The 3,605-nt window shown below is 64.7% G+C and carries 3 protein-coding genes; 1 reads left to right on the forward strand and 2 read right to left on the reverse strand.

Annotated elements, in window-relative coordinates; genetic code table 11:
* Positions 1-681, forward strand: a 681-nt coding sequence (locus tag NW809_RS11235) for a carbamoyl phosphate synthase small subunit (RefSeq protein WP_414402163.1), incomplete at its 5' end; no start/stop codon positions are given.
* 2 nt (positions 682-683) lie between these two features.
* Here the strand turns inward: NW809_RS11235 and NW809_RS11240 are convergent.
* Both NW809_RS11240 and NW809_RS11245 read right to left on the reverse strand, forming a co-directional pair.
* On the reverse strand, positions 684-2,240 hold the full coding sequence (locus NW809_RS11240) for a UDP-N-acetylmuramoyl-L-alanyl-D-glutamate--2,6-diaminopimelate ligase (RefSeq protein ID WP_414402164.1): 1,557 nt from the start codon (positions 2,238-2,240) through the stop codon (positions 684-686).
* A gap of 90 nt (positions 2,241-2,330) precedes the next feature.
* Positions 2,331-3,605: ABC transporter ATP-binding protein (locus NW809_RS11245; protein ID WP_414402165.1), on the reverse strand; the 1,275-nt coding region annotated here is incomplete at its 5' end.

Below are 3,605 nucleotides of genomic sequence, written 5' to 3' on the forward strand. Positions count from 1 at the left end.
GGGCTAAGCCTGGCGGCAGAGGTTACAACGCCCAAGCCTTACGAGTGGCTGGAGCCCACCCCCGCCGACTGGGACTATGGCCGCAGCCAAGGGATCCCGGTCCCGGATCCCCCCCTGCGGGTGGTGGCCCTGGATTTTGGCGTTAAGCGCAACATTCTGCGCCGCCTTACCCGCTATGGCTGTCGGGTGATGGTGTTGCCGGCCAATGCCAGCCCGGAGCAGATTTTGAGTTACAACCCCGATGGGATCTTCCTCTCCAATGGGCCAGGGGATCCCGCCGCTGAGACGACTGCCATCCGCACCACGCAAGCGCTGCTGCAAACCGGGAAGCCCCTATTTGGGATCTGCCTGGGCCATCAGATTCTCAGTTTGGCCCTGGGGGGATCCACCTACAAGCTCAAGTTTGGCCACCGCGGCCTCAACCATCCCTGTGGGCTAGAGCGGCAAGTGGAAATCACCAGCCAAAACCATGGGTTTGCAGTAGACGCTGCTTCGATCCCGGCTGAGGACGTGGAGATCACCTACCTCAACTTAAATGACCGCACGGTGGCCGGGATCCGCCACCGTCACCTGCCCCTGTTTTCTGTGCAGTATCACCCGGAGGCCAGCCCCGGCCCCCACGACGCCGATCACCTCTTCCGCGAGTTCGTGGAGCTGATGCTGCAGCACCGCTCCCGTTAGCCTCACCCCCGGCTTTTTTCCCTCAGGGCCAGGGCGGCGCGGGCTTCTTCTCGGTCGTCGAAGTGAACCTTCTCGGTGCCCAGGATTTGGTAGTCTTCGTGGCCTTTGCCGGCGATCACCACTGTATCCCCTGGCCGCGCTTCGAGGATGGCCAGGCGGATGGCCTGCCGCCGATCCACCTCCACCGCCCAGGGGGATCCAGGGATCCCGGCCAGGATATCCTGCAAGATCTGCTGTGGATCCTCGGTGCGGGGGTTATCCGAGGTCACCACCACCCGGTCGGCCCAGGTGGCGGCAATGCGGCCCATCTGTGGGCGTTTGCCCCGATCCCGATCCCCGCCACAGCCAAAGACGCAGATCAGCCGGCCTTGCACTTGCGGGCGCAGGGCCTTGAGCAAGTTCTCCAGCCCATCGGGGGTGTGGGCATAGTCCACGATTACCGTGATGTCCTGCCCCGGCAAGGTTACCCGCTCCATCCGCCCCGGCACCCCGGGAAAATGGGGCAGGGCCGCCTGGATGAGCTCAAGGGGGATCCCCAGGTGCAGCGCCACCCCCACCGCCGCCAGCAGGTTGGCCAGGTTGAAGGATCCCACCAGGGGCGCTGCCACGGCCAAGGTGCCCAGAGGGGTGTGCAGGGTGGCCTGCAGGCCGTTGGGGTGAACTTGAACGTCGCCGGGCCAGAGGGCAGGGATCCCTTCCAGGGGCTGCAGGGAATAGGCCCAGGGCTCCAGAGAGGCTGGGATGGTCTCAAGCAGCCGCCGTCCCCCCTCGTCGTCGGCGTTGACTACCGCCCGCCCCTGCAAGTACTCCGGCTGGAAGAGGGTGGCCTTGGCCTGCCAGTAGTTTTCCATGCTGCCGTGGAAATCCAGGTGATCCTGGGTGAGGTTGGTCCAGACGGCAGCGGCAAAGCTACACCCCCAGGCCCGATCCTGGGCCAAGGCATGGGAGCTGACCTCCATCACCGCCACCTCCGCCCCGGCTTCTTTGGCTTGTCTCAGGCTGCGCTGCAGCTCCAGCGGAAACAGGGTGGTGTGGGGGGCTACTTCACAGTGCCCAGGCCAGCGGTTGTAGAGGGTGCCTAGCAAAGCAGTGGGGCGACCGGCGGCCTGCAGCAGATGCTCGATGAGATGGGTGGTGGTGGTCTTGCCGTTGGTGCCGGTAACTCCCACCAGGGTAAGCTGGCGGGCGGGAAAGCCGTAGAAGGCCGCCGCCACCTGGGCCAGGGCCCTGTTGATGCCGCTGCGGGGCAAAACCAGAATGGGCTGACTGCCTCCTCCAGCCTCTCCGCTAACTTTCTCCCAAGCCTCCTGGGCAATAAGGGCCGCCACGGCTCCTCGGGTGAGCGCCTCGCGGACAAACTCGCCGCCGTCAACGCGGGATCCCGGCATGCCCAAGAAGAGATCCCCAGCCTGCACCTGGCGCGAATCGGCACACAGACCCCTGACCTGCACGCCCTCTAGGGATCCCTGAACCACCTGGGGTTGGATCCCGGCTTGGTTGAGCAATTGGCCTAGAGAAGGCTCCGCACCGCTAACGCCAACGATCCCGGCAATCTCCATGTCACCTCTCACCCCAATGCTTTGCCGCCTACGGTATCCGCTCAGCCGGCTTCCTGGCCATAGATCCGCCAGATCTCTCCCCGAGAAAACCTAGGCCAGGGCCTCTTCCAGCTTCTGCTTGGCCCAGAGACGGGCGTAGAGCCCCTGGGGATCTGCCAGCAACTGGGCATGGGATCCCTGCTGCACGATGCGGCCCTTGTCCATGACCCAGATCTGATCCGCCTCCACCGCCGCCGTGAGGCGATGGGTAATGAAGATCGCCGTTTTCTGGGCCCTGGCCTGGCGCAGGTGGCGGAGAATGGCCTGGGCCGTCTGGTTGTCCACGCTGGAGAGACAGTCATCCAGGATCAAAATCGGCGCATCCACCAGCAGAGCCCGCGCCAGGGCCACCCGCTGCCGCTGGCCGCCAGAAAGGGTGATGCCCCGCTCCCCCACCAGCGTGTCGTAGCCCTTGGGAAAGGTGAGGATCTCGGCGTGGATGTGGGCGGCCTTGGCGGCCCATTCCACCTCCCAGTCTTCGGCATCCGGCTTGCCGTAGCGGATGTTATCCCGAACACTGGCGCTGAACAGAAAGCTCTCCTGGGGCACGTAGGCAATGGCCCGCCGCAGGGATCCCAGTTGGAGCTGGGTGATGTCCTGCCCATCCAAAAACAGTTGCCCCGGCTGGATCTCCAGCAGGCGGGGCAGGGCATTGGCCAGGGTGGATTTGCCCGCCCCAATCGGCCCCACCACCGCCACCAATTGGCCCGGCTCGACGCAAAAGTGCAGATCCTGCAGCGCCGGCGTTGCGGATCCTGTGTCGGCATAGGCAAAAGTCAGGCCCCTGGCCTCGATACGCCCCTGCACCTGTTCCAGAGGTAGGGGTAGAGCCTGGGGAGCATCGCGGATGGTGGGCTCTACCCGCAGCAGGGCGTCGATCCGCTCCAGGCTGACCTGGCCCCGCTGGTAGGCAGTGATGGTAAAGCCCAGCAGAGTGGTGGGAAACACCAGCCGTTCCACGTAGAGGGTGAGGGCAGAAAAATCCCCAATCGTCAGCGTCCCGGCGGCAATCTGGGGTCCGCCCACCGCCAGCAGCAGCAGCAGGCTCAGGCTGACCAAGGCCACCAGGGAAGGAAAAAGCAGGTTGCGGGTGAGGGCCAGGCGCAAATTGGCCTGCAGCAGCCGCTCGTTGCGGCGGCGAAACTCCCTCTGCTCGTGCTCTTCCTGGGCATACACCTTGATCAGGGCAATGCCGTTCATGTCCTCCTGGATGAGATCGCTTAGATCCGCCAGCTCCTGCTGCACCTGGAGCTGCTCCTGCTGCAGACGGGAGCTGCTCAACTTCACCAGCACCAGCATCACCGGAAACACCGATAGGGCCAGGGC

It is taken from the genome of Synechococcus sp. WC101, assembly GCF_047461555.1.
GTDB lineage: Bacteria > Cyanobacteriota > Cyanobacteriia > Thermostichales > Thermostichaceae > Thermostichus.

Bases quoted from the DNA above. Each gene is read 5' to 3' on its own strand.
- NW809_RS11240 (WP_414402164.1), bottom strand. From the start codon at position 2,240: ATGGAGATTGCCGGGATCGTTGGCGTTAGCGGTGCGGAGCCTTCTCTA.